This window comes from Streptomyces sp. NPDC031426 (assembly GCF_055581585.1).
The window spans coordinates 174627-194411 of the sequence record NZ_JBVIJE010000010.1 but is presented as its reverse complement, the minus strand read 5'-3'; the positions used below and the strand labels follow the sequence as shown (position 1 = coordinate 194411).

General features: G+C 70.2%; 19 protein-coding genes. 14 read left to right on the top strand and 5 right to left on the bottom strand.

Translation table 11 applies throughout. The annotated features are described in order from the left end of the window. Positions 1-136: 136 nt before the first annotated feature. The 8 genes from recG (at position 137) to mutM (ending at position 7546) form a co-directional block, all read left to right on the top strand. A complete protein-coding gene (gene recG, locus ACZ5NH_RS22545; RefSeq protein WP_468777586.1) occupies positions 137-2356 on the top strand; it encodes an ATP-dependent DNA helicase RecG in 2220 nt (739 codons plus the stop codon). 126 nt (positions 2357-2482) lie between these two features. Next, positions 2483-3070, top strand: coding sequence for a 16S rRNA (guanine(966)-N(2))-methyltransferase RsmD (gene rsmD, locus ACZ5NH_RS22540; RefSeq protein WP_451553470.1), 588 nt, complete (start codon positions 2483-2485; stop codon positions 3068-3070). A gap of 26 nt (positions 3071-3096) precedes the next feature. Next, positions 3097-3576 (top strand): pantetheine-phosphate adenylyltransferase, encoded by a 480-nt coding sequence (gene coaD, locus ACZ5NH_RS22535; protein WP_055704332.1) that lies wholly within the window; start codon positions 3097-3099, stop codon positions 3574-3576. A 66-nt stretch (positions 3577-3642) separates the two neighbouring features. After that, positions 3643-4707, top strand: coding sequence for an ATP synthase F0 subunit B (locus tag ACZ5NH_RS22530; protein WP_468777583.1), 1065 nt, complete (start codon positions 3643-3645; stop codon positions 4705-4707). A 157-nt stretch (positions 4708-4864) separates the two neighbouring features. Beyond that, positions 4865-5509, top strand: coding sequence for a YceD family protein (locus tag ACZ5NH_RS22525; RefSeq protein WP_388628088.1), 645 nt, complete (start codon positions 4865-4867; stop codon positions 5507-5509). Between the two features lie 2 nt (positions 5510-5511). Then, a complete protein-coding gene (gene rpmF / locus ACZ5NH_RS22520; protein WP_003951102.1) occupies positions 5512-5685 on the top strand; it encodes a 50S ribosomal protein L32 in 174 nt (57 codons plus the stop codon). 8 nt (positions 5686-5693) lie between these two features. Further along, a complete protein-coding gene (gene rnc, locus ACZ5NH_RS22515; RefSeq protein ID WP_468777581.1) occupies positions 5694-6602 on the top strand; it encodes a ribonuclease III in 909 nt (302 codons plus the stop codon). 83 nt (positions 6603-6685) lie between these two features. Beyond that, a complete protein-coding gene (mutM, locus tag ACZ5NH_RS22510) occupies positions 6686-7546 on the top strand; it encodes a bifunctional DNA-formamidopyrimidine glycosylase/DNA-(apurinic or apyrimidinic site) lyase (protein ID WP_388628083.1) in 861 nt (286 codons plus the stop codon). Here the strand turns inward: mutM and ACZ5NH_RS22505 are convergent. After that, positions 7519-7920: a winged helix-turn-helix transcriptional regulator gene (locus tag ACZ5NH_RS22505; RefSeq protein ID WP_388628081.1), complete on the bottom strand. Its 402-nt coding sequence runs from the start codon at positions 7918-7920 to the stop codon at positions 7519-7521. The genes mutM and ACZ5NH_RS22505 overlap by 28 nt on opposite strands. Before the next feature lie 108 nt (positions 7921-8028). Between ACZ5NH_RS22505 and ACZ5NH_RS22500 the strand changes: the two genes are divergently transcribed. Continuing rightward, the gene (locus ACZ5NH_RS22500) at positions 8029-8610 is read left to right on the top strand and encodes a flavodoxin family protein (RefSeq protein WP_468777579.1); all 582 of its coding nucleotides are present in this window, start codon (positions 8029-8031) and stop codon (positions 8608-8610) included. A 307-nt stretch (positions 8611-8917) separates the two neighbouring features. Here the strand turns inward: ACZ5NH_RS22500 and ACZ5NH_RS22495 are convergent, their stop codons facing one another. Further along, complete coding sequence (locus tag ACZ5NH_RS22495) at positions 8918-9130, bottom strand: hypothetical protein (protein WP_468777577.1); 213 nt, start codon at positions 9128-9130, stop codon at positions 8918-8920. Between the two features lie 451 nt (positions 9131-9581). On the opposite strand from ACZ5NH_RS22495, the gene ACZ5NH_RS22490 reads away from it, so the two are divergent. Then, positions 9582-10112 carry a tyrosine-type recombinase/integrase gene (locus ACZ5NH_RS22490; protein ID WP_468777575.1) on the top strand — a complete coding sequence of 177 codons (531 nt, stop codon included), beginning with the start codon at positions 9582-9584 and terminating at the stop codon, positions 10110-10112. A gap of 20 nt (positions 10113-10132) precedes the next feature. Here the strand turns inward: ACZ5NH_RS22490 and ACZ5NH_RS22485 are convergent, their stop codons facing one another. After that, the gene (locus ACZ5NH_RS22485; protein WP_468777763.1) at positions 10133-11356 is read right to left on the bottom strand and encodes a CAP domain-containing protein; all 1224 of its coding nucleotides are present in this window, start codon (positions 11354-11356) and stop codon (positions 10133-10135) included. Between the two features lie 478 nt (positions 11357-11834). Here ACZ5NH_RS22485 and ACZ5NH_RS22480 point away from each other — a divergent pair, with 478 nt between their 5' ends. From ACZ5NH_RS22480 to ACZ5NH_RS22465, 4 genes are all read left to right on the top strand, one after another. Beyond that, complete coding sequence (locus ACZ5NH_RS22480; protein ID WP_388628077.1) at positions 11835-12116, top strand: acylphosphatase; 282 nt, start codon at positions 11835-11837, stop codon at positions 12114-12116. A gap of 380 nt (positions 12117-12496) precedes the next feature. After that, the gene (locus ACZ5NH_RS22475) at positions 12497-12700 is read left to right on the top strand and encodes a hypothetical protein (protein ID WP_023546484.1); all 204 of its coding nucleotides are present in this window, start codon (positions 12497-12499) and stop codon (positions 12698-12700) included. 243 nt (positions 12701-12943) lie between these two features. Beyond that, positions 12944-16582: a chromosome segregation protein SMC gene (gene smc, locus ACZ5NH_RS22470; protein ID WP_468777572.1), complete on the top strand. Its 3639-nt coding sequence runs from the start codon at positions 12944-12946 to the stop codon at positions 16580-16582. A 212-nt stretch (positions 16583-16794) separates the two neighbouring features. Continuing rightward, complete coding sequence (locus ACZ5NH_RS22465) at positions 16795-18213, top strand: sugar porter family MFS transporter (protein ID WP_451555997.1); 1419 nt, start codon at positions 16795-16797, stop codon at positions 18211-18213. Between the two features lie 117 nt (positions 18214-18330). Here ACZ5NH_RS22465 and ACZ5NH_RS22460 read toward each other — a convergent pair whose 3' ends face one another. Further along, a complete protein-coding gene (locus ACZ5NH_RS22460) occupies positions 18331-18690 on the bottom strand; it encodes a hypothetical protein (RefSeq protein ID WP_468777570.1) in 360 nt (119 codons plus the stop codon). 53 nt (positions 18691-18743) lie between these two features. Continuing rightward, entirely contained in the window at positions 18744-19715 is a 972-nt protein-coding gene (locus ACZ5NH_RS22455; protein ID WP_468777569.1) for an LLM class flavin-dependent oxidoreductase, read from the bottom strand. Between the last annotated feature and the right edge of the window lie 70 nt (positions 19716-19785).

The following is a 19785-nucleotide window of genomic DNA, read 5'->3' as shown; positions in this document are numbered from 1 at the left end:
GGGAGTGCGTGCGGCGCGGGGTCGGGCGGTCCCGGCGGGGCGGTGACCGCGAAGGATGGCCGGAGCGCGCCATCCTAGGGCCGGAACAGTCCAGCTGACCAGGGGTTTCGCGGCATTGTCAGTGCGGTGGTGTGCAATGGATCTCGTGCCCGCACTGCAAGAACCACTGAAGCAGCCACTGAAGTCGGTGCTCGGCCCCGCCACCGCGAAGGTGATGGCCGAGCACCTCGGCCTGCACACCGTCGGCGACCTCCTCCACCACTACCCGCGCAGATACGAGGAGCGCGGCCAGCTCACCCAACTCGCCGAGCTGCCCATGGACGAGCACGTCACGGTCGTCGCCCAGGTCGCCGACGCCCGCCTGCACACCTTCGCCTCCGCCAAGGCCTCCCGCGGCAAGGGCCAGCGCCTGGAGGTCACGATCACCGACGGCAGCGGCCGGCTCCAGCTGGTCTTCTTCGGCAACGGTGTCCACAAGCCCCACAAGGAGCTGCTGCCGGGCACGCGCGCGATGTTCGCCGGCAAGGTCTCGGTCTTCAACCGCCGCCTCCAACTCGCCCATCCGGCATACGAGTTGCTGCGCGGCGACAGCGAGGAGACCGTGGAGGGCTGGGCCGGCGCCCTGATCCCCATCTACCCGGCCACCGCCAAACTGGAGTCCTGGAAGATCGGCAAGGCGGTTCAGACGGTGCTGCCCACCGCACAGGAAGCGCTGGACCCGCTTCCCCCCTCCCTCCGCGAGGGCCGTGGCCTGGTCCCGCTCCCCGAGGCCCTGCTCAAGATCCACCGCCCGCACACCAAGGCCGACATCGCCGACGCCCGCGCCCGCCTGAAGTGGGACGAGGCCTTCGTCCTCCAGGTCGCCCTGGCCCGCCGCCGCTACGCGGACACCCAGCTCCCCGCCGTCCCGCGCACACCCAGGCCCGACGGCCTCCTCACGGCCTTCGACGACCGCCTGCCCTTCACCCTCACCGAGGGCCAGCAGAAGGTCTCCGAGGAGATCTTCGACGACCTCGCCACGGAACACCCGATGCACCGCCTGCTGCAAGGAGAGGTCGGCTCGGGAAAGACGCTGGTGGCCCTGCGTGCCATGCTCGCCGTGGTCGACGCGGGCGGGCAGGCGGCCATGCTCGCGCCCACCGAGGTGCTCGCCCAGCAGCACCACCGCTCGGTCACCGAGATGATGGGCGAGCTGGCCGAGGGAGGGATGCTGGGCGGCACCGAGCACGCCACCAAGGTCGTCCTGCTCACCGGCTCCATGGGCGCCGCCGCCCGCCGCCAGGCCCTGCTCGACCTGGTCACCGGCGAGGCCGGCATCGTCATCGGCACGCACGCCCTGATCGAGGACAAGGTCCAGTTCCACGACCTCGGCCTGGTCGTGGTGGACGAGCAGCACCGCTTCGGCGTCGAGCAGCGCGACGCCCTGCGCGGCAAGGGCAAGCAGCCCCCGCACCTGCTGGTCATGACGGCCACCCCCATCCCGCGCACGGTCGCCATGACGGTCTTCGGCGACCTGGAGACCTCCGTCCTGGACCAGCTCCCCGCCGGCCGCTCCCCGATCGCCAGCCATGTGGTCCCGGCCGCCGACAAGCCCCACTTCCTCACCCGCGCCTGGGAGCGGGTCCGCGAGGAGGTGGCGAACGGCCACCAGGCGTACGTCGTCTGCCCCCGCATCGGCGACGAGGAGGACGACCCCAAGAAGGCCGGCAAGACGAAGTCCCCCGAGGACGAGGCGGAGAAGCGCCCGCCGCTCGCGGTCCTGGACGTCGCCGACCAGCTGGGCCGCGGCCCCCTCCAGGGCCTGAGGGTGGAGGTCCTGCACGGCCGTATGCACCCGGACGACAAGGACGCGGTGATGCGCCGCTTCGCGGCCGGCGAGACGGACGTCCTGGTCGCCACCACGGTCATCGAGGTCGGGGTGAACGTCCCCAACGCCACGGTGATGGTCATCATGGACGCCGACCGCTTCGGCGTCTCCCAGCTCCACCAGCTCCGCGGCCGCGTCGGCCGTGGCTCCGCCCCCGGCCTGTGCCTCCTGGTCACCGAGATGCCCGAGGCCAGTGCGGCCCGCCAGCGGCTGAACGCCGTCGCCGCCACCCTCGACGGCTTCGAGCTCTCCCGCATCGACCTCGAACAGCGCCGCGAGGGCGACGTCCTCGGCCAGGCCCAGTCCGGCGCCCGCTCCTCCTTGCGGGTCCTCGCGGTCATCGAGGACGAGGAGGTCATCGCGGAGGCGAGGCAGGAGGCGACGGCCCTGGTGACGGCGGATCCGGAGCTGGAGCGCCTGCCGGGCCTGCGGACGGCTCTGGACGCCCTGCTGGACGAGGAGAGGGAGCAGTACTTGGAGAAGGGCTGAGGCGGACCTGCCCCAAGGGGCGCGGGGCCGTGCTCCGTATGCGGCTACCGCCGCGCGGGCGCAAGCAGCCACAATGACGCAAGCAGCCACAATGAACCGTAAAGCCGCCACGAAGAAGGACCCCACATGACCCGCGTGATCGCCGGCCGGGCCGGCGGACGGCGCCTCTCGGTACCCCCCGGCACCGGAACCCGGCCCACCTCCGACCGCGCACGCGAGGGCCTCTTCTCCACCTGGCAGTCCCTCCTCGGCGGCCCCCTGGACGGCGAACGAGTCCTCGACCTCTACGCCGGCTCAGGCGCCGTGGGCCTGGAGGCCCTCTCCCGCGGCGCGAGCCACACGCTCCTCGTGGAAGCGGACGCCCGCGCAGCCAGGATCGTCCGGGAGAACGTGAAGAACCTCGGCCTCCCCGGCGCCGAAGTGCGAGCGGGCAAAGCGGAACAAGTCATCAGGACCGCACCCCCCGCCGAGCCGTACGACCTCGTCTTCCTCGACCCCCCGTACGTTGTCACAGATCACGATCTTCGCGAGATCCTGCTCACACTCCACTCGGAAGGCTGGCTCGCTGAGCAAGCGCTCGTCACCGTGGAGCGCAGCACCAGAGGTGGCGCATTCCAGTGGCCGGACGGCTTCGAGGCGATCAGGTCCCGTCGCTACGGCGAGGGAACGTTTTGGTACGGTCGCGCCGCCTCTACGTGCGAAGACGCACGATGACCGGACCGGAGAGCGAGGGATCACAAGTGCGCCGCGCCGTCTGTCCCGGGTCGTTCGACCCGATCACCAACGGACACCTCGACATCATTGCCCGAGCCTCCCGTCTGTATGACGAGGTCTACGTCGCGGTGATGATCAACAAGTCCAAGAAGGGCCTGTTCGAGATCGAGGAGCGGATCGAGTTGATCCGCGAGGTCACCGCCGACTACGCCAACGTCCGGGTCGAGGCCTTCCACGGTCTGCTCGTCGACTTCTGCAAGCAGCGCGACATCCCCGCCATCGTCAAGGGCCTGCGTGCCGTCAGCGACTTCGACTACGAACTGCAGATGGCCCAGATGAACATCGGCCTCACCGGCGTGGAAACGCTGTTCGTGCCCACCAACCCCACCTACAGCTTCCTCTCCTCCTCCCTGGTCAAGGAGGTCGCGGCCTGGGGCGGCGACGTCTCCCACCTGGTGCCCGCCCCGGTGCTGGAAGCCCTGAACAAGCGCCTGCGCAAGGTTTGATGGGACCGAGGGGACTACAGTCGTCCCGTCCGTCTCCATCCCGGCTGTAGAGAGTGGCGAGCACAGGTGGACGTGCAGAAGAAGCTCGACGAGATCGTCTCCACGGTCTCCGGCGCCCGGTCCATGCCCATGTCGGCGTCCTGCGTGGTCAACCGCGCCGACCTGCTCGCGATGCTGGAAGAGGTGCGCCAGGCCCTGCCCGGCTCCCTCGCACAGGCGCAGGAGCTGATCGGCGACCGTGACCAGATGGTCGAGCAGGCCCGTCAGGAAGCCGAGCTGATCATCTCCAACGCGCACGCCGAGCGCGGCTCGCTGATCTCCGACACCGAGATCGCCCGCCGCTCCCAGGCCGAGGCCGATCGGATCCTCGCCGAGGCCCGCAAGGAGGCCGAGGAGATCCGCGCCGAGGCCGACGACTACGTCGACTCCAAGCTCGCCAACTTCGAGGTCGTCCTCACCAAGACCCTCGGCTCGGTGGGCCGGGGCCGCGAGAAGCTCCTCGGCACCGGGCCCGGCCTGGACGAGAACGGCTACGAGGACGAGGACGCCCCCGAGCGCAGCCACGACCCGGAGACCCTGCGCCACAACGCCGACCAGTACGTCGACGCCAAGCTGGGTGCCTTCGAGGCGGTGCTCGCCAAGACCCTGGAGGCCGTCGGCCGCGGCCGGCAGAAGCTGCACGGCCGGATCGCCACGGACGACCTCGGCGCCCTCGCCGACGACACCACGACCTTCCAGCACTCCAGCGACGCCGACTACCTCGCCGACCTCGCCGCCCTCGCCGAGCAGGACACCCCGGCCGAGCGCCCGGACCGCCAGCAGCAGCCGCAGCAGCAGCCGTCGTACGACCCGCAGCCCGCGTACGCGTCGTACGAGCAGCAGCAGCCCGACCCCTACGGCGGCTTCCCGCAGCAGCCCGCGTACAGCCAGCAGGACCCTTACAGCTACCAGCAGGCCGACCCGTATGCCTATCAGGGCTACGACCAGCAGCAGGCCGCCTACGACCCCCAGCAGGCCCACCAGCAACAGCAGCCCCAGCAGGGCTACGCTCTCGACGAGACCAGCCTCTTCGACACGGGCATGATCAGCGCGGAGCAGTTGAGGGCGTACGAGCAGGGCCGGGGACTGTAGGCGCGGAACGCGCCGCGCGACCGCCCGCGACCACCGGATTGGGCCGAGAGCGAAAGGTCCAGTATCCTGGCTCTTCGGTCGCGTGTACGTCCGCGATCACCGCTGCCCTCGACATCGACGGGCGGCGGCCCTCCGAGCTCGAAGATCGAAAGCAGGAATGGCCTCCAACGCCCGCCTCGACCACCGCAACCCCCTCGTGTTCGACACGCACGAGCTGGGTCGGCGTCCTGGCGCGCTGCAGCGCCTGACCCGCACCATCGACGCTCCCGCCGATCTCGGCATCCAGGGGGTCATCGGAGTGCCGGAAGGCGCCCCGGTGGAGCTCGAACTCCGCCTTGAGTCGGTCATGGAAGGGGTGCTCGTCACAGGCACCGCCCGTGCACAGGCCGAGGGGGAGTGCGTAAGGTGTCTGGAGCCGGTCGGGCTGGAGCTCGAAGCGGACTTCCAGGAACTGTTCTCGTACCCTGACGCCGACGACCGGGGCCGTGTGATCGCGGAACCGGGCGACGACGCCGAGGACGACGAGGACAGGTACTTCCTCGAGGACGGACTGTTCGACCTCGAACCTCTGCTGCGTGATGCGGTGGTGCTCGCACTGCCGATGCAGCCGGTGTGCCAGGAAGACTGCCCGGGCCTGTGCTCCGAGTGCGGAGCGCGGCTCGCGGACGACCCGGACCACCACCACGACGCCGTCGACATCCGTTGGGCGGCATTGCAGGGACTCGCCGGTTCACTCGAAGACGGCGAGAAGGACGAGATGAGCGGCGCCGAAGCGGGCGTCGACGAGAAGCAGGAGAAGTAGCCGTGGCTGTTCCGAAGCGGAAGATGTCGCGCAGCAACACGCGCCACCGCCGGTCGCAGTGGAAGGCTGCGGTCCCCACCCTGGTTGCGTGCGAGCGCTGCCACGAGCCCAAGCAGCAGCACATCGCGTGCCCGTCTTGCGGCACCTACAACAAGCGCCAGGTCCTCGAAGTCTGAGCGGGCTGGTGAGAGGCACTGTGTCCAGTCCCAAGAAGGCGGAAGACGCCAAGGCGGACGCACCCGCCAAGAAGAAGGCGGACAACCAGGCCTCGTCCCACACGCTTCTGGAAGGGCGGCTCGGCTACCAGGTCGAGTCCGCCCTTCTGGTGCGCGCGCTGACCCACCGTTCCTACGCGTACGAGAACGGCGGTCTGCCGACGAACGAGCGGCTGGAGTTCCTCGGTGACTCCGTCCTCGGCCTCGTCGTCACGGACACGCTGTACCGCATCCACCCCGACCTGCCCGAAGGCCAGCTGGCCAAGTTGCGGGCCGCGGTGGTCAACTCGCGTGCGCTGGCGGAGGTCGGCCGTGGCCTCGACCTGGGCTCCTTCATCCGGCTCGGCCGCGGTGAAGAGGGCACGGGCGGCCGGGACAAGGCGTCCATCCTCGCCGACACCCTGGAAGCGGTGATCGGTGCGGTCTATCTCGATCAGGGCCTCGACTCGGCGTCCGAGCTGGTGCACCGGCTCTTCGACCCGCTGATCGAGAAGTCCTCGAACCTCGGTGCCGGCCTGGACTGGAAGACCTCCCTCCAGGAGCTGACCGCGACCGAAGGACTCGGCGTGCCCGAGTACCTGGTCACGGAGACCGGCCCCGACCACGAGAAGACCTTCACTGCTGCCGCCCGCGTCGGAGGCGTCTCGTACGGCACCGGCACCGGCCGCAGCAAGAAGGAGGCGGAGCAGCAGGCCGCCGAGTCCGCCTGGCGGGCCATCAAGGCCGCCGCGGACGAGCGCGCCAAGGCGGCCAGGGAAGCGGCCGCCGCGGACGCCGAGGCGGTCAAGGCGGCCAAGGAGGCCGTCGCCAAACACGGCGAACCGGCTGCCGGGGAAGCCGTCGCCAAGGACGGCGACCCGTCGTCCGCTCCCGCCTGACCCGCAGCAGTACCGAGCGCCCGCCCCGCCGTTGCCGACGGGGCGGGCGCTCCGCTCGTCCACCGCTCTGTACGGGGGTCCCGATGCCCGAGTTGCCCGAGGTCGAGGTCGTCCGGCGCGGTCTCGCGCGCTGGGTCGCCCACCGCACCGTCGCCGAGACCGAGGTGCTGCACCCGCGCGCCGTACGCAGGCACCTGGCGGGGCCCGACGACTTCACGCACCGGCTCAAGGGCCACCACATCGGCACGCCCAGCCGCCGCGGCAAGTACCTGTGGCTGCCGCTGGAGGAGACCAACCAGTCCGTCCTCGCCCACCTCGGCATGAGCGGTCAGCTGCTGGTGCAGCCGCACGAGGCGCCGGACGAGAAACATCTGCGTATCCGGATCCGGTTCGCCGACTCACTCGGCACGGAACTCCGGTTCGTCGACCAGCGCACCTTCGGCGGGCTGTCGTTGCACGACAACACCCCGGACGGCCTGCCCGACGTCATCGCGCACATCGCCCGCGACCCCCTCGACGAGCTGTTCGAGGACGAGGCCTTCCACCTGGCGCTGCGCCGCAAGCGGACCACCATCAAGCGGGCCCTGCTGGACCAGTCGCTGATCAGCGGCGTCGGGAACATCTACGCGGACGAGGCGCTGTGGCGCGCCCGCATCCACTACGAGCGCCCGACGGCGAACTTCACCCGTCCGGTCACCGCCGAACTCCTCGGCCACATCCGGGACGTGATGAACGCCGCCCTCGCCGTGGGCGGCACCAGCTTCGACAGCCTGTACGTCAACGTCAACGGCGAGTCCGGCTACTTCGACCGGTCCCTGGACGCGTACGGCCGTGAGGGCGAACCCTGCAAGCGGTGCGGCACCCCGATCCGCCGCCGTCCCTGGATGAACCGCTCCAGTTACTTCTGCCCGAAGTGTCAGAGGGCGCCGCGCGTGTCGTCGTAACGCGCGCGTGCCGCGAGGACGTCGTCCATGGCGTCCTCCACGCAGTGGATGAGCGCCAGCAGCCGCCCGGCCACCTGACGGCCCAGGGGGGTCAGTTCGTAGTCCACGCGCGGTGGGTTGGTCGGCTGCGCCTCGCGGTGCACCAGGCCGTCGCGCTCCAGCGCGTGCAGCGTCTGGGACAGCATCTTCTCGCTCACCCCGTCCACGCGGCGGCGTAGTTCGTTGAAGCGCAGCGAGCCTTCGTACAGCGCGCCGAGCGTGAGCGCGCCCCAGCGTCCCGTGACGTGCTCCAGCGTGCCGCGCGAGGGGCAGGCCTTGGCGAACACGTTGTACGGCAGGTCCTGCGTCTCGGTGCGCTCCTGCGTGGTGTCCATCCCCCAAGCGTACTCGAACACAGCGCTAACTGGGAGGTTGCACTAACTAGAAGTTAGTGCTTTCCTTTCATCAGTCTCAGTGACCTGCCCATCTCAGGAGAACACATCGTGACCACCCCTGTCGTTTCCATCGCCTACCACTCCGGCTACAGCCACACCGCCGTCCTCGCGGAGGCCGTCCGCGCCGGCGCCGCCGAGGCGGGCGCCGAGGTGCACCTGATCAAGGTGGACGAGATCACCGACGAGCAGTGGGAGGCGCTGGACCGCTCCGACGCGATCGTCTTCGGCTCGCCCACCTACATGGGCACCGCCTCCGGCGCCTTCCACGTCTTCGCCGAGGCCACCTCCAAGCGCTGGTTCGGCCAGGACTGGAAGGACAAGCTGGCCGCCGGCTTCACCAACTCCGGTTCCAAGAGCGGCGACAAGCTGCACACCCTGCAGTTCTTCCAGATCCTCGCCGCGCAGCACGGGATGAACTGGATCAACCTCGGCCTGCACCCCGGCTGGAACAACAGCGCGGGCTCCGAGCACGACCTCAACCGCCTCGGTGTCTTCACGGGCGCGGCGGCCCAGACCAACGTGGACGAGGGCCCGGACGCGGTGCACAAGTCCGACATCGCCACGGCCGAGCACCTCGGGCGCCGCGTCACCGAGACGGCGCGGGTGTTCACGCGGGGACGCGCGGCCTGAGGGCTCAGCGACGGTTCACGGCGTTCCGCTTCTCAGTACCCGAAGAAGTGAAGGGCCGGGTTTCTGACCTGCGGCCGCGTAATCGATCAACGCTGCGACCTGCGACTTAGCTGTCGGTGGTTGTCAGCGTTGGTCGTCGTTGAGCACCCTCGCACGGCCCAGAGGCGGCCCCTAGCGAGAGTGTTAGGACAAGGCGAATGTTGGCCACTTAGCGTGCCCGACGGGTCGGCACAGTCCCTGCGACTCTCCCGGCTACGCTCGCGCGGGAGCGCCCCGCGACGCGTGGCCGCGGGGCGCCTTGTGGGGTTTAGTCGATCTTCTCTCCGTTGTACGTACCGCCCTTGCAGAGGTTGTCCGTCAGATCGGGCGTTCCGCCGCCCTGCTTGCACTGAGAAGGGGTGACGTAGGACAGTGCACCCTGTGCGGTGGCAGCGGTGGCAGCGGTGGCGGCGCCTGTGAGGCTGAGTCCGGCGAGGGCTGCCGTGGCGATGACGGCGGCGAGGATTCGTCGAATGCCCATTTGGTTCCCCTTTCACGGATTGCCTCGGTTGGGGCCACTAGTCAGCTTGATCTTCACCCATGTGGGGGGCGCGTCATGCTGCGCCATTCGGGTGACAGCTGCCGTTGGCGTCGTTCACCCCGTCGCACCTTCGGCTCTGGCTGCGGACACTGGAGGATCGTGGGCTTTCCGCCGGGTACCGGCGCGGGATCTTCGCCCACGTCTCAACGGTGTTCACCGCTGCGGTAGAGGACCGGATCATCCGTGCCAACCCGTGCGGCGCTCGGTCCGTGCGGGCGCCGCGCCTGGAGCCTCGCAAGGTCAAGCCGTGGCCTGCCGAACGAATCATGGACGTGCGCTCGGCGCTGCCGGACCGCTATCAGGCCCTCGTCAACGTCGCGGCTGGGTGCGGTCTGCGCCAGGGTGAGGCCTTCGGCCTGGCCGTGGAAGATGTGGACTTTCTCGGGGAGTGGTGCACGTCGTACGGCAGGTCAAGCTACTGCGGCTGTCCCGGCCGGTGTTCGCCCCGCCGAAGGGTGGCAAGGAGCGTGAGGTTCCTCTGCCTGAGTCGGTCGCCTTCGCGCTGGCTGGTCACCTCAAGCGGCACCCGGCCGCGAGGATCACGCTGCCGTGGAAGACCCTCGACGGGCCGCCTGTCACGGCATCGCTGATCTTCACCGGACCCATGGGGTTGCCGCTGGACCGGAACCGCTTCAACGATCGGGTATGGCGGCCGGCACTCCGGGCGGCGGGCGTCGAGACCGGGCGAGACAACGGCATGCACGCGCTGCGGCACTTCTATGCCTCGGTGCTGCTGGACGCGGGGGAGAGCATCAAGGCTCTCAGTGAGTACCTGGGCCACCACGACCCCGGCTCCACGCTGCGGACGTACACGCACCTGATGCCGTCGAGCGGGACCCGGACCCGGGCCGCCGTGGATCGCGTCTTTGCGGACGAGGAAGCCACGGTTGACGGCCCGGACACGGCCCAGGAGGGTGCTTAGCCGTCTGACCTGCGGGAATCTCAGTACCCAAAGTCCTGCGTCCACCAAGGCCCGCCCGGGCCGAAGTGGACGCCGACACCCAGGGTCTTGAAGTCGCAGTTCAGGATGTTGGCGCGGTGGCCGGGGCTGTTCATCCAGGCCTCCATGACGGCCGCCGCGTCGGCCTGACCGCGGGCTATGTTCTCGCCGCCGAGGTCGGTGATCCCCACCGCCGCGGCCCGGTCCCACGGCGTCTTGCCGTCCGGGTCGGTGTGGTCGAAGAAGTCCCGCGCCGCCATGTCGTCGCTGAACGACTCGGCCAGCTTCGTCAGTGAGGACTGCGCCGTCAGCGGGCTGCACCCGACCTTCGCCCGCTCCTGGTTGACGAGCTTCAGCACCTCCGCCTCGACGGCGTCCGCCGTGGACACCGCCACCGGTGGGGCACTCGTCTTCGGTGCCTTGGGCGTCTTCGGCGCCTTGGACGCCGTACGCGACGGGGTGCTCGTCGGCTTGCTGGCCGGCGTCGCCCGCGGCGTCGGCTTCCCGGTCGCCGTCTTCGACGGGGTGGGCCCGGGCGAGGCGGACGCCGTCGCCGGGTTCGACGTGGCGGCGGAGGCGGACGGGCTCGTGGCCGCCGAGCCCCCGGAGTTCGGGCCGGCGCCGCCCTCGGAGTTGGCGGCACTGCCCGAGGTGCCGCCCTGTTCGGCGGCCGTGTTGCTCGGTGTGACCGCCGCCTGTATCCGCTCGCCGCCGGTGGTGTGCGTGGCGCCGCCGAGCCGGTAGTTCTGCAGCCCCGGCACCACGCCCGTGGCCACCGCGGCCGTACCGAGAGCCACGGCCGCGGACACCCCGAGCAGACCCGAGCGCACCGGCCGCGCGGCCTTCTTCCGGCGCCGGTGGCGGGAGGAGGGGCCGCCGGCCGGCGTGAAGCCGCCGTCCCCGAAGCCGCCCGGCCCGCCGCCCTGCGCCGCGAACAGATAGGCGTGCGCCTTGGCGGTCGCGTCGGCATAGTCCAGCGGCCGCAGACCGGTCGCCGGGGTGTAGGCCTCGGGGTTGAGATACGGCGCGATGCCCCGGGGAGCCTGTGCACGCCGGACGATGTCCGTCTGCTCGCGACGCAGGATCCACCCTGGGTACTCGCGGCGGAGGACCTCACCCGGGTACGAGTCCTGCCGGACGACCTCACCCGGGTACGGGCCGTGGCGGACGCTCTCACCTGCGTACGGGTCCAGCCAGGCCTCACCTGCGTACGAGTCCCGCTGCATGCCACCTGCGTACGGGTCCAGCCAGGCGCCACCTGCGTACGAGTCCAGCCAGGAGTCACCCGCGTACGAGTCCTGCCGGGCGCCACCTGCGTACGAGTCCAGCCAGGAGTCACCCGCGTACGAGTCCTGCCGGGCGCCACCTGCGTACGAGTCCTGCCAGGAGTCACCCGCGTACGAGTCCTGCCACGGCTCACCGGTGCTCGAGTCCTGCGGGGCGCCGGTCCCGGTGCGGGAGTGGCGGGTGTGGGTGACGTCCGTGGCGGCGCGGCCGGCGGCGGAGCGACGGTGGCGTCCCATGTCCCTGCCCTCTTCCTCGTCCTCGCGGTCGACCGGCGCCTGCGCGGCGAGTGACTCCTCATGGCCAACCAAACTCACTCGATCGAGTGAGTTTCATATGAGATGCATTGGGCGGGACGGTACCGCATTGCCATCGGTGGCGGATGTGAACCGAGTGACATCGGCCGGTTAGGTTGCACTCATGAGCGAGGATGTGCGACTGATCGCCTGGGTGCGTGGACGCGTGCAAGGTGTGGGTTTCCGCTGGTTCACGCGCGCCAAGGCGCTGGAGATCGGGGGCCTGAGTGGTTTTGCTCTCAATTTGGCCGACGGTCGGGTCCAGGTCGTCGCGGAGGGGTCGCGCGAGGGCTGCGAGGGGCTGCTGAACTGGCTCCAGGGCGACGACACGCCCGGACACGTGGACGGAGTCACCGAGATCTGGGACACACCCCGCGGCGGCTACGACGGCTTCGCCATCCGCTGAACCGGTTCTGTAAAGGGCGCAGGCAGGCGCACAGGGAGCTGCCGGGGGCACATGCGCACAGCAGAAACGGCCTGGTGGTTGCCAAGAACGGCCCGGCATGGCAGGCTCCCCAGCAACAACTGATCGTCACGCCCTGAGGGCTCCGGATGACTTGCAGCGCCGCCATTTTTCCGGCCGCGCGCCCCGGTTTGCCCGCCAATACAGGGCGTGATCGTGTTGACCGTCAAACTTTTTGGTGAGACGCTGAAAGCCCCGCGCACCTTAGCTGTTTGGCATGGAGCAACAGCAGAGCAACACCCGGATGTGCCAAGCACCGCGGGTGCAATCCCTCACGACCCACACCGCATCGGTCGGTCACTCATTGTGGAGGACCATCCATCATGGCAAAGGCGCTTCTCGGTTACGTCGGCGGCTCCGACCCTCGACTCCTCGCCGAGATGCGACGGCTGCAGCAGCGCGTTCAGGACCTGGAGTCCGAGCTCGTAAGGATCCAGGCGGAGAACGACGCGCTGACGGCTGCCGCCTCTCAGGACAGGATCATGGAGAGCATCGACGCACACCAGGCGGAGCCTGCGCTCACCTGATCACTGCATCGCTCCACGACAGCAGTCGCAGCGATCGGGCTGCCGTATCAACCGCTCAGTTGATCGGACGACCGCAACCCGGCCGTCAGAGTTGCAAGGGACGCTTCGGCGTCCCTTCCTTCTTGCCCCGCGCATCCTTTCACTGTCTTTAACGTACGGTGTGCCCTGCATGTTCAATGGCGAAACCGTGGGGTTGCGAGTGTTCGTGGAGTGAGATAGCGGCGCCCGGTAGAGTCCAGCGGCGTGCACCTCAAGGCCCTGACCCTCCGCGGGTTCAAGTCGTTCGCCTCGGCGACCACGCTCCGGTTCGAGCCGGGGATCACGTGTGTCGTCGGCCCGAACGGCTCGGGCAAGTCCAATGTCGTGGACGCGCTCAGCTGGGTCATGGGCGAACAGGGCGCCAAGTCGCTGCGCGGCGGCAAGATGGAGGACGTCATCTTCGCCGGCACCACCGGCCGCCCGCCGCTGGGCCGCGCCGAGGTGTCCCTGACCATCGACAACTCCGACGGCGCGCTGCCCATCGAGTACGCCGAGGTCACCATCACGCGGATCATGTTCCGCAACGGCGGCAGCGAGTACCAGATCAACGGCGACACCTGCCGCCTTCTGGACATCCAGGAACTCCTGTCCGACTCGGGCATCGGCCGCGAGATGCACGTCATCGTCGGCCAGGGCCAGCTCGACTCCGTCCTGCACGCCGACCCGATGGGCCGCCGCGCCTTCATCGAGGAGGCGGCCGGCGTCCTCAAGCACCGCAAGCGCAAGGAGAAGGCGCTGCGCAAGCTGGACGCGATGCAGGCCAACCTCGCGCGCGTGCAGGACCTGACCGACGAACTCCGCCGCCAGCTCAAGCCCCTGGGCCGCCAGGCGGCGGTCGCCCGCCGGGCCGCCGTCATCCAGGCGGACCTGCGCGACGCCCGCCTGCGCCTGCTGGCCGACGACCTCGTACGCCTCCGCCAGGCGCTGAAGGCCGAGATCGCGGACGAGGCGGCCCTGAAGGAACGCAAGGAGGCCGCCGAGCAGGACCTGAAGAAGGCCCTGCACCGCGAGGGCCTCCTCGAGGACGAGGTACGGCAGCTCACGCCCCGCCTGCAGCGCGCCCAGCAGACCTGGTACGAGCTGTCCCAGCTGGCCGAGCGCGTCCGCGGCACGATCTCGCTGGCCGACGCACGCGTGAAGAGCGCGACGTCCGCGCCCCCGGACGAGCGGCGCGGCCGCGAGCCCGAGGACCTGGAGCGCGAGGCCGCCCGGATCCGTGAGCAGGAGGCCGAGCTGGAGGCGGCCCTGGACGCGGCCCAGCACGCCCTCGACGACACGGTCGCCCACCGCGCCGAACTGGAACGGGAGCTGGCCGTCGAGGAACGCCGGCTGAAGGACGTCGCCCGCGCCATCGCCGACCGCCGCGAGGGCCTGGCCCGCCTGTCCGGCCAGGTCAACGCGGCCCGCTCCCGCGCTGCCTCCGCCCAGGCCGAGATCGACCGCCTGGCCACGGCCCGCGACGAGGCACAGGAACGGGCGGTGCGCGCCCAGGAGGAGTACGAGGCCCTGCAGGCCGAGGTCGACGGCCTCGACGCCGACGACGCGGACCTGGCCGAACAGCACGAGGCGGCCAAACGGCAGCTCACCGAGGCCGAAGCCGCCCTGAGCGCGGCCCGCGAGGCCCTCACCACCACCGAACGCACCCGCGCCGCGACCCAGGCCCGCCACGAAGCGCTGGCCCTGGGCCTGCGCCGCAAGGACGGCACCGGCATACTCCTCGGCGCCCGAGACCGCCTCACCGGAGTCCTGGGCCCCGCGGCGGAACTCCTCACGGTCACCCCCGGCTACGAGATCCCCCTGGCAGCGGCCTTCGGCGCGGCAGCGGACGCGATCGCCGTATCGACCCCGGCGGCGGCGGCCGAGGCGATCCGAATGCTCCGCAAGCAGGACGGCGGTCGGGCGGCACTGCTGCTGGCAATGGAGCCGGCCTCAGGAGGCGCACCCCAAGGGGGCGCGGGGGAGCATCGACATGCGGCTCCGCCGCAGGGCGCGACCAGCCACGACGAACCCGCCGCCGAACCGCCGACCATGGCACCCCCCGGTGGGCGCCTCGCCGCAGACCTTGTCCGCGGCCCCGCCGACCTCATGCCCGCCGTCCACCGCCTCCTGCGAGGAATCGTCGTCGTCGGCACCCTGGAGGACGCCGAGGACCTCATCGGCACCCACCCGGACCTGACCGCCGTCACCGCCGAAGGTGACCTCCTCGGCGCCCACTTCGCCCACGGCGGCTCCGCCGGCGCACCCAGCCTGCTGGAGGTGCAGGCCTCCGTGGACCAGGCCGCGGCCGAGCTGGCCGAGCTGGCGGTGCGCTGCGAGGCGCTGGCCCAGGAGCAGCGAACGGCGGCTGAACGGCGTGCCGAGGCCGCCACCCTCGTGGAAGAGCTCGCTGACCGGCGCCGGGCGGCGGACCGGGAGAAGTCGGCCGTCGCCCAGCAGCTCGGCCGGCTCGCCGGACAGGCGCGGGGTGCCGCAGGTGAGGCCGAGCGGTCGGCCGCGGCCGCCGCACGCGCGCAGGACGCGCTGGAGAAGGCCGTACAGGAGGCCGAGGAGCTGGCCGAGCGGCTGGCGGTCGCCGAGGAGATGCCGGTCGAGGAGGAGCCGGACACCTCCGTACGCGACCGGCTCGCCGCCGACGGCGCCAACGCCCGGCAGACCGAGATGGAGGCCCGGCTCCAGGTCCGTACCCACGAGGAGCGGGTGAAGGGGCTCGCCGGGCGGGCCGACTCGCTCGACCGTGCCGCACGCGCGGAACGCGAGGCACGCGCGCGTGCCGAGCAACGCCGCGCCCGGCTGCGGCACGAGGCGGCCGTGGCGGAGGCCGTGGCCTCCGGCGCCCGGCAGCTGCTCGCGCACATCGAGGTGTCCCTCGCCCGGGCCGAGCAGGAGCGCACCGCCGCCGAGGCCGCCAAGGCGCGGCGCGAGCAGGAGCTGACCGCCGCGCGCACCGCAGGTCGGGAACTGAAGGCGGAACTCGACAAGTTGACGGACTCGGTGCACCGCGGCGAGGTGCTCGGCGCCGAGAAGCGGCTGCGCATAGAGCAGCTGGAGACCAAGGCGCTGGAGGAGCTTGGTGTCGAGCCGGAGGGGCTGGTGACCGAGTACGGCCCGCACCAGCTCGTGCCGCCCTCGCCCCCTGCCGAGGGCGAGGTGCTGCCCGAGGACCCCGAGCACCCGCGCAACCAGCCCAAGCCCTTCCACCGGGCCGAACAGGAGCGCCGGCTCAAGGCCGCCGAGCGGGCCTACCAGCAGCTCGGCAAGGTCAACCCGCTGGCGCTGGAGGAGTTCGCGGCGCTGGAGGAGCGGCACAAGTTCCTCAGCGAGCAGCTGGAGGACCTGAAGAAGACCCGTGCCGACCTGCTGCAGGTGGTGAAGGAGGTCGACGAGCGCGTCGAGCAGGTCTTCACCGAGGCCTACCGGGACACCGCCCGCGAGTTCGAGGGCGTGTTCAGCAGGCTGTTCCCCGGTGGTGACGGCCGCCTGGTGCTGACCGACCCCGACAACATGCTCACCACCGGCGTGGACGTCGAGGCGCGCCCGCCGGGCAAGAAGGTCAAGCGGCTCTCCCTGCTCTCCGGCGGCGAGCGCTCGCTGACCGCGGTGGCGCTGCTGGTGTCGATCTTCAAGGCCCGGCCGAGCCCGTTCTATGTCATGGACGAGGTCGAGGCGGCGCTGGACGACACCAACCTCCAGCGGCTGATCCGGATCATGCAGGAGCTGCAGGAGACCTCGCAGCTGATCGTGATCACGCACCAGAAGCGCACGATGGAGGTCGCCGACGCGCTCTACGGCGTGTCGATGCAGGGCGACGGCGTCTCCAAGGTCATCTCCCAGCGCCTGCGGTAGCGCCGCGGTCAGCGCCGCCATTCAAGATCAACTCACTCAGGGTTCAAGAAGTGAACACTGAGGCCTCGGGCACATCGAAAAACTCACAGCAGCTGAACTATTGACTTCGAAACTTGAAGGCATAGTCTCTGCAACGTTGCTTTTACCTTCAGGTCTCACCTGTAAGGGCTCTACCCCCACCGGCAGCGTTGCCGTGGCCCGAGGAGATTTACGTGACCAGCACAACGCAGGCACCTCAGTCAGGAGCCAGGACGGCCCAACCCGAACATCTCGGGCACGTCATCTTCATCGCGGCGGCTGCCGCCATGGGCGGTTTCCTCTTCGGCTACGACAGCTCCGTGATCAACGGCGCGGTCGAGGCCATCCGGACCAAGTACGACATCGGTTCCGCGGCCCTCGCCCAGGTCATCGCGATCGCCCTGATCGGCTGTGCGGTCGGTGCCGCGACCGCCGGCCGCATAGCCGACCGGATCGGCCGTATCCGGGTCATGCAGATCGCCGCGCTTCTCTTCGTCGTGAGCGCCGTCGGCTCCGCGCTGCCCTTCTCGCTCTGGGACTTCGCCGTCTGGCGCGTCGTCGGCGGCTTCGCCATCGGCATGGCCTCCGTGATCGGCCCCGCCTACATCGCCGAGGTCGCCCCGCCCGCGTACCGCGGCCGCCTCGGCTCCTTCCAGCAGGCCGCGATCGTCGTCGGCATCGCCATCTCCCAGCTGGTCAACTGGGGCCTGCTCAACGCCGCCGGCGGCAACCAGCGCGGTCACCTGATGGGCCTGGAGGCCTGGCAGGTCATGCTCGGCGTCATGGTCGTCCCGGCCGTCCTCTACGGCATGCTCTCCTTCGCGATCCCCGAGTCCCCGCGCTTCCTGCTCTCCGTCGGCAAGCGTGAGCGCGCCAAGGAGATCCTCGCCGAGGTCGAGGGCAAGGACGTCGACCTGGACGCCCGCGTCGCCGAGATCGAGCACGCCATGACGAGCGAGCACAAGTCCACCTTCAAGGACCTGCTCGGCGGCGGCTTCTTCTTCAAGCCGATCGTCTGGGTCGGTATCGGCCTGTCGGTCTTCCAGCAGTTCGTCGGCATCAACGTCGCGTTCTACTACTCCTCGACGCTGTGGCAGTCGGTCGGTGTCGACCCGACGGACTCGTTCTTCTACTCCTTCACGACCTCGATCATCAACATCATCGGCACCGTGATCGCGATGATCTTCGTGGACCGCGTCGGCCGCAAGCCGCTCGCCCTCATCGGCTCGATCGGCATGGCCGTCGGTCTGGCGCTGGAGGCCTGGGCGTTCTCGTACCACCTCGTCGACGGCAGGCTCCCCAGCACCCAGGGCTGGGTCGCCCTGATCGCCGCCCACGTGTTCGTCCTCTTCTTCGCCCTGTCGTGGGGTGTGGTGGTCTGGGTCATGCTCGGCGAGATGTTCCCGAACAAGATCCGCGCCGCCGCCCTGGGCGTGGCCGCCGCGGCGCAGTGGATCGCCAACTGGGCCATCACCGCGAGCTTCCCGTCGCTGGCCGACTGGAACCTCTCCGGCACCTACGTCATCTACACGGTCTTCGCCGCGCTCTCGATCCCGTTCGTCCTGAAGTTCGTCAAGGAGACGAAGGGCAAGGCACTGGAGGAGATGGGCTGACCAGCCCCGTGAACTCGGGGAGAAGGGCCAAGTCCCCGCTGCCCCTCTCCTCGTACCTTCCGCCGCCCCCGGCCCGGCCACTGCCCGGTCCGGGGGCGGCGGTGTCGTACGCGCCGGTCACCAGATGAGAACGCGGGCGCCCAGTCGCCGGGCCCGTAGCGTCGCCGCCTCGATGTTGTCCAGGCGGCTCTCGATGCCGTACGGATGCTCCCCGAGCGCCGCGCAGATCATGTCCAGGTGGGTGCGCAACAGGGCGATCTCCTCCAGGAACCGGGGAAGCTCCTCGGTCGGGACCTCCATCCAGTCGCCGTCGAGCCGGGGAAGGTAACGGGCGCCCAGCGAGCGCACCACCTCCGAGCCCCACACCTTCCACCGCCAGGACTCGAACCCGGCCGAGTCATTGCACCCCTCGGGCACGTCGAGCACGTCGAACTCGCCGTTCGGCCCGCGGACGACCACATCCACACTCAGACTCACGGTCCCAGTGGAGCACCGCCGGACCCACCCGGACCACCGGATATCGCCGCAGGTCAGTTGCCCAGTGCCGGAATCACCCGCTCCGCGAACAGCCGCAGGCTCCGCCACCCCTCCTCCAGCGGCATCCCGCCCACCAGGGGATGCAGTACGAGGCTGTCGGCGCCCAGTGCCACGCACTCCTCCGGCTTGAGGATCCGGTACACGCCCTCCGCGCGCAGTTCCTCCACCGTCGTGGCCGCCGATCGCACCGCCGAGCGGATCCCGCCCGACTGCCAGGAGGCGTAGGTCCGCGCCTCGTGCAGGAAGTGCTCGCCGTACTCCGCCCACGCCCGGTCCGGGTCCTCGGCGATGTGCAGCAGGGGAGTCTCGGCCGCGGGCATCATGACCCAGCCCTCGGTGCCGTACTCGGTGAGCCTCTCCTTGTAGTAGGACTCCAGCTCCGGCAGGTGTGCGCTCGGGAAGAACGGCAGGCCGAGCCGGGCGGCCCGGCGGGCGGCGGCCTTGGAGGAGCCGCCGACCAGCAGGAGCGGGTGCGGGTCGGTGTACGGGCGCGGGGTGAGCCGTACCGTACGGCCCCGGTACGCGAACTCCTCGCCGGACCACGCCCTCAGCAGGGTCTGCAGCAACTCGTCCTGGAGCCGCCCCCGGAGTTTCCAGTCGACGTCGAACAGGGCGTACTCCTCGGGCCGGTAGCCGATCCCGGCCACCGTCACCAGCCGTCCGCCGCTCAGCAGGTCCAGCACGGCGATCTCCTCGGCGAGCCGCAGCGGGTCGTGCAGCGGGCCGATCACCGCCGACACGGTCACCGCGATCCGGCGGGTCGCCCCGAACACCGCGCCCGCGAAGGCGAACGGCGACGGCAGCCAGTTGTTGTCGGCACCGTGGTGCTCCTCGGTCTGCACGGTACTGATCCCGCGCTCGTCCGCGTACGCGGCCATCTCCAGGGCGGCCCGGTAGCGGGCGGAGAGGGCGGCGGGGCCGGCGCCGGGAGCGACGAGGTTGAAACGGACGACCGTGACGGGCATGGGAAGTCCCCCTCCGGTGCGATGCGGTGGAGGGGGACGTTAGCTGACGGTGCGTCAGATCGCCATGGGG

Bases quoted from the DNA above. Each gene is read 5' to 3' on its own strand.
- ACZ5NH_RS22480 (WP_388628077.1), top strand. From the start codon at position 11,835: ATGAGCGAGGATGTGCGACTGATCGCCTGGGTGCGTGGACGCGTGCAA.
- mutM (WP_388628083.1), top strand. From the start codon at position 6,686: ATGCCCGAGTTGCCCGAGGTCGAGGTCGTCCGGCGCGGTCTCGCGCGC.
- rsmD (WP_451553470.1), top strand. From the start codon at position 2,483: ATGACCCGCGTGATCGCCGGCCGGGCCGGCGGACGGCGCCTCTCGGTA.
- ACZ5NH_RS22455 (WP_468777569.1), bottom strand. From the start codon at position 19,715: ATGCCCGTCACGGTCGTCCGTTTCAACCTCGTCGCTCCCGGCGCCGGC.
- ACZ5NH_RS22485 (WP_468777763.1), bottom strand. From the start codon at position 11,356: ATGCAGCGGGACTCGTACGCAGGTGAGGCCTGGCTGGACCCGTACGCA.
- ACZ5NH_RS22475 (WP_023546484.1), top strand. From the start codon at position 12,497: ATGGCAAAGGCGCTTCTCGGTTACGTCGGCGGCTCCGACCCTCGACTC.
- ACZ5NH_RS22525 (WP_388628088.1), top strand. From the start codon at position 4,865: ATGGCCTCCAACGCCCGCCTCGACCACCGCAACCCCCTCGTGTTCGAC.
- ACZ5NH_RS22495 (WP_468777577.1), bottom strand. From the start codon at position 9,130: ATGGGCATTCGACGAATCCTCGCCGCCGTCATCGCCACGGCAGCCCTC.
- recG (WP_468777586.1), top strand. From the start codon at position 137: ATGGATCTCGTGCCCGCACTGCAAGAACCACTGAAGCAGCCACTGAAG.
- ACZ5NH_RS22505 (WP_388628081.1), bottom strand. From the start codon at position 7,920: ATGGACACCACGCAGGAGCGCACCGAGACGCAGGACCTGCCGTACAAC.